Source organism: Rhodopseudomonas sp. BR0C11 (genome assembly GCF_010820945.1).
Taxonomy (GTDB): Bacteria; Pseudomonadota; Alphaproteobacteria; order Rhizobiales; family Xanthobacteraceae; genus Rhodopseudomonas; species Rhodopseudomonas palustris_H.
In genome coordinates this window covers 1-4,409 of the sequence record NZ_QTKI01000398.1, presented here as the reverse complement: position 1 = coordinate 4,409, position 4,409 = coordinate 1, and the positions used below count along the sequence as shown (strand labels likewise).

At 65.0% G+C, this 4,409-nt stretch carries 4 protein-coding genes; all 4 read left to right on the top strand.

What is annotated here, in order from left to right:
- Window positions 1–718 (top strand): MBL fold metallo-hydrolase (locus DYI24_RS22025; protein ID WP_164573847.1); only part of this gene is annotated, 718 nt, incomplete at its 5' end.
- A gap of 56 nt (window positions 719–774) precedes the next feature.
- Window positions 775–2,121 carry a homogentisate 1,2-dioxygenase gene (gene hmgA, locus DYI24_RS22020; protein ID WP_164573846.1) on the top strand — a complete coding sequence of 449 codons (1,347 nt, stop codon included), beginning with the start codon at window positions 775–777 and terminating at the stop codon, window positions 2,119–2,121.
- Complete coding sequence (gene maiA, locus DYI24_RS22015) at window positions 2,118–2,774, top strand: maleylacetoacetate isomerase (protein WP_164573845.1); 657 nt, start codon at window positions 2,118–2,120, stop codon at window positions 2,772–2,774. The genes hmgA and maiA overlap by 4 nt, the downstream gene beginning before the upstream one ends.
- Before the next feature lie 208 nt (window positions 2,775–2,982).
- Window positions 2,983–4,251: a fumarylacetoacetase gene (gene fahA, locus DYI24_RS22010; RefSeq protein ID WP_164573844.1), complete on the top strand. Its 1,269-nt coding sequence runs from the start codon at window positions 2,983–2,985 to the stop codon at window positions 4,249–4,251.
- Window positions 4,252–4,409 lie beyond the last annotated feature (158 nt).

Genomic DNA, 4,409 nt, shown 5'->3' with positions numbered 1-4,409 from the left:
CTATCAGGCGGTGCGGGTGCTCGGCGCGTCGGCCTATCAGGCGCAAGGCATCATCGCGTCGCAGGAGACCTATCGGCTGATCGAGGAGCGCGGCCAGCAGGATTGGGATTCGGAATACGGCCGGTTTCCGCGGCTGTTCCAGGATGCCGAGAGCATTCCGGGGCTGACCTGGCCGACGCTGGCGTTCGACGGCGAGATGTCGGTCTTCCTCGGCAAGCGTGAGGTGCGGCTGATGCAGCTCGGCGCTGGCCATACGTCGGGTGACATCGTCGCCTGGGTGCCGGACGCGCAGGTGATGTTCACCGGCGACCTCGTCGAATATCACTCGGCCTGCTATTGCGGCGATGCGTATTTGCGCGAGTGGCCGGCGACGCTGAACGAAATCCGCGAGTTCAATCCGAAGGCGATCGCGCCCGGGCGCGGCGACGCGCTGAAGGGGCTGGAGACCACGCGCGAGGCGATCGCGATGACGCGCGATTTCGTCGGCACGCTGTACGGCGCCGCCGAGATCTCGGTCGCCAAGGGTCGCAGCCTGAAGGAAACCTGGGACGCCACCCGCGAGGTGATGGACCCGAAGTTCGCGTCCTTCGCCATCTATGAGCACTGCCTGCCGTTCAACGTGTCGCGCGCGTTCGACGAAGCCTCGGGCATCGACGATCCGGTGATCTGGACCGCCGAGCGCGATCGCGAAATGTGGGCCGCCCTGCAGGGCGGTTAGTCCGAACCGCGAGCGTAGCTTCGGCCGCGTCCGCGCCAACCGATCGGAGGACGACCATGAACATCAATGCCGCGCCGCAGATCCTCGGCGGCTCATCCCAAGGCATCACGCCCGGCTACATGTCCGGCTTCGGCAATTCGTTCGAGACCGAGGCGCTGCCCGGCGCACTGCCGGTCGGACGCAATTCGCCGCAGCGCTGCGCCTATGGTCTCTACGCCGAGCAATTGTCCGGATCGCCCTTCACCGCACCGCGCGGCGCCAATGAGCGCAGCTGGCTGTATCGTATCCGCCCGTCGGTGAAGCACTCCGGCCGCTTCGCCAAGGCCGATATGGGGTTGTGGCGTTCGGCGCCGTGCTTCGAGCACGATTTGCCGATCGCGCAGCTGCGCTGGGACCCGCCGCCGATGCCGCAGGACAAGCTGACTTTCCTGCAAGGCGTGAGCACCATGACGACGGCCGGCGACGTCAACACCCAGGCCGGAATGGCGACGCATCTTTATCTGATCACTCAGTCGATGGTCGATCAGCACTTCTACAATGCCGACGGCGAGATGATGTTCGTGCCGCAGCAGGGAAGCCTGCGTCTCGTCACCGAATTCGGCATCATCAGCATCGAGCCGGCCGAGATCGCCGTGATCCCGCGCGGCGTCAAGTTCCGGGTCGAGCTGGTCGACGGCCCGGCGCGCGGTTATCTGTGCGAGAACTATGGCGGTGCGTTCACGCTGCCGGAGCGCGGCCCGATCGGCGCCAACTGCCTCGCCAATTCGCGCGACTTCCTGACGCCGGTCGCCGCCTATGAGGACAAGGACACGCCGACCGAGCTGTATGTGAAATGGGGCGGTTCGCTGTACGTGACCAAGCTGCCGCATTCGCCGATCGATGTCGTCGCCTGGCACGGCAACTACGCGCCGTACAAATACGACCTGCGGACCTATTCGCCGGTTGGCGCGATCGGCTTCGACCATCCCGATCCGTCGATCTTCACCGTGCTGACCTCGCCGTCCGAGACGCCGGGCACCGCCAATATCGACTTCGTGATCTTCCCCGAGCGCTGGATGGTGGCGGAGAACACGTTCCGGCCGCCGTGGTATCACATGAACATCATGTCGGAGTTCATGGGGCTGATCTACGGCGTGTACGACGCCAAGCCGCAGGGCTTCGTGCCGGGCGGCGCGTCGCTACACAACATGATGCTGCCGCACGGGCCCGATCGCGAGGCGTTCGATCATGCCAGCAATGGCGAATTGAAGCCGGTGAAGCTGACCGGCACAATGGCGTTCATGTTCGAGACCCGCTATCCGCAGCGCGTCACCGAATACGCCGCGACCTCCGGTCTGTTGCAGGATGACTACGCCGACTGCTGGAACGGCCTCGAAAAGCGCTTCGATCCGAACCGGCCATGACCAAAGCTCAGGATCACGACGCCGCGGTGCTGTACGGCTATTTCCGCTCCTCCGCGGCGTATCGGGTGCGGATCGCGCTGAACCTGAAGAACATCGTGGTGGCGCAGCGCTACGTCCACCTGCGCAACGGCGAACAGAACCTCGAAGCGTTCCGCTGGATCAATCCGGCCGGCCTGGTGCCGTATTGGAGCGAGGGCGAGTTCAACCTCGGGCAATCGCTGGCGATCATCGAATATCTCGACGAGACTCATCCCGAGCCGCCGCTGCTGCCGAAAGATCCGAAGGCTCGCGCCATTGTGCGCGAGATCGCCTATGCGGTGGCCTGCGACATCCATCCGATCGGCAATTTGCGCATCCTGAAGCGGCTCAGCGAACTCGGCGTCGACGAGATCGATCGCGCCCGTTGGTCGAAAGAATGGATCGAGCAAGGCTTCGCGGCGATCGAGGCGCGGCTGGCGCAGACGCCGGGGCCGTTCGCATTCGGCCATAGGCCGACGCTCGCGGATATCTGCATCGTCCCGCAAGTGTTCAACGCCCGTCGTTTCGACGCCGACCTCGCCCCGTTCGAACGCATCCGCCAGATCGAAGCCGAAGCAATGAAGATCGACGCCTTCGTCGCCGCGGAGCCGGGCCGGCAGCCGGATGCGGAGTGAACATGACTAATACCCTCCCCTGGAGGGGGAGGGTCGCTCGCGTCAGCGAGCGGGGTGGGGTGGCGAAGAGTTCATCCGCCGTGCCCGCGGCACACCCCACCCCGTCCCGCATCCCGCTGCGCGGGCTGCGTGCCGACCCTCCCCCTCCAGGGGAGGGTGAAGAGAGCTTCACGATCCGGCCGAGCCGTTCAACGTTCCAGGACCCTTCATGCACCCCAACGATCCTCGTCTGCGCTCCTTCATTGAGGTGAAGGCTGACTCCGACTTCCCGATCCAGAACCTGCCTTACGGTGTGTTCTCGACCGCAGATCATCCATCGCCGCGCGTCGGTGTCGCGATCGGCGATTATGTGCTCGACCTCGCAGCATTGCAGGCTGCGAAGCTGCTCGATCTGCCGGAGGGCGTGTTCGCGCAAGGCTCGATCAACGCCTTCATGGCGCTCGGGCCGAATGTGTGGCGCAGCACGCGGGCGCGGATCAGCGCGCTGCTGCGGCACGACAATGCCGAACTGCGCGACAATGCGGAGTTGCGCGCCAAGGCGCTGCTGCCGATGCGCCAGGTGAAGCTGCATCTGCCGCTTCGCGTCGAGGGCTTCACCGATTTCTATTCGTCGAAGGAACACGCCACCAATGTCGGCACCATGTTCCGCGACAAGACCAATCCGCTGCTGCCGAACTGGCTGCATATCCCGATCGGCTACAACGGCCGTGCCTCGACTGTCGTGGTCAGCGGCACGGCGATTCACCGCCCGCGCGGCCAGCTCAAGCCGCCGTCGGCGGAGCTGCCGAGTTTCGGACCTTGCAAGCGGCTCGATTTCGAACTCGAGATCGGCGTGGTGGTCGGGCAGTCCTCAGTGATGGGCTCGATGCTCACCGAAGCGCAGGCCGAGGAGATGATCTTCGGCTTCACTTTGCTCAACGATTGGAGCGCGCGCGACATCCAGCAATGGGAGTACGTGCCGCTCGGGCCGTTCCAGGCCAAGGCATTCGCGACCTCGATCAGCCCGTGGATCGTCACTCGCGAGGCGCTGGAGCCGTTTCGCGTTGCCGGGCCGGCGCAGGACCCGGCGCCGCTGCCGTATCTGCAACAGAAGGGCGCCAACAATTACGACATGGCGTTGGAAGTCGCGTTGCGGACGCCTGAGATGCCGCAGCCGGCGCGGATCAGCGCCACCAATTTCAAATACATGTACTGGTCGTCGGTGCAGCAGCTCGTGCACCATGCCTCCAGCGGCTGCGCCATGAGCGTCGGCGACCTGCTCGGCTCCGGCACGGTGTCGGGCCCGGAGAAAGATCAGCTCGGCAGTCTGCTGGAATTAAGCTGGAACGGGACGGAGCCGCTGCAATTGCCGGGGGGCGAGAGCCGCAGCTTCCTCGAAGACGGCGACAGCCTGGTGATGCGCGGGTGGTGCCAGGGCGACGGTTACCGAGTCGGCTTCGGCGAGGTCGAGGGCACGGTGCTGGCGGCGAGCGAGTAGTTCCTTGCAGCGTCATTCCGGGGCGCGCCGTCAGGCGCGAGCCCGGAATCTCAAGGTGATGATAACGTCTGGATTCCGGGTTCGCTCACGTTCGTGGGCGCCCCGGAATGACGTGCCTGAAGGCGGCGGTTACTTTCCGCCCCAGGCCTTTACCACGT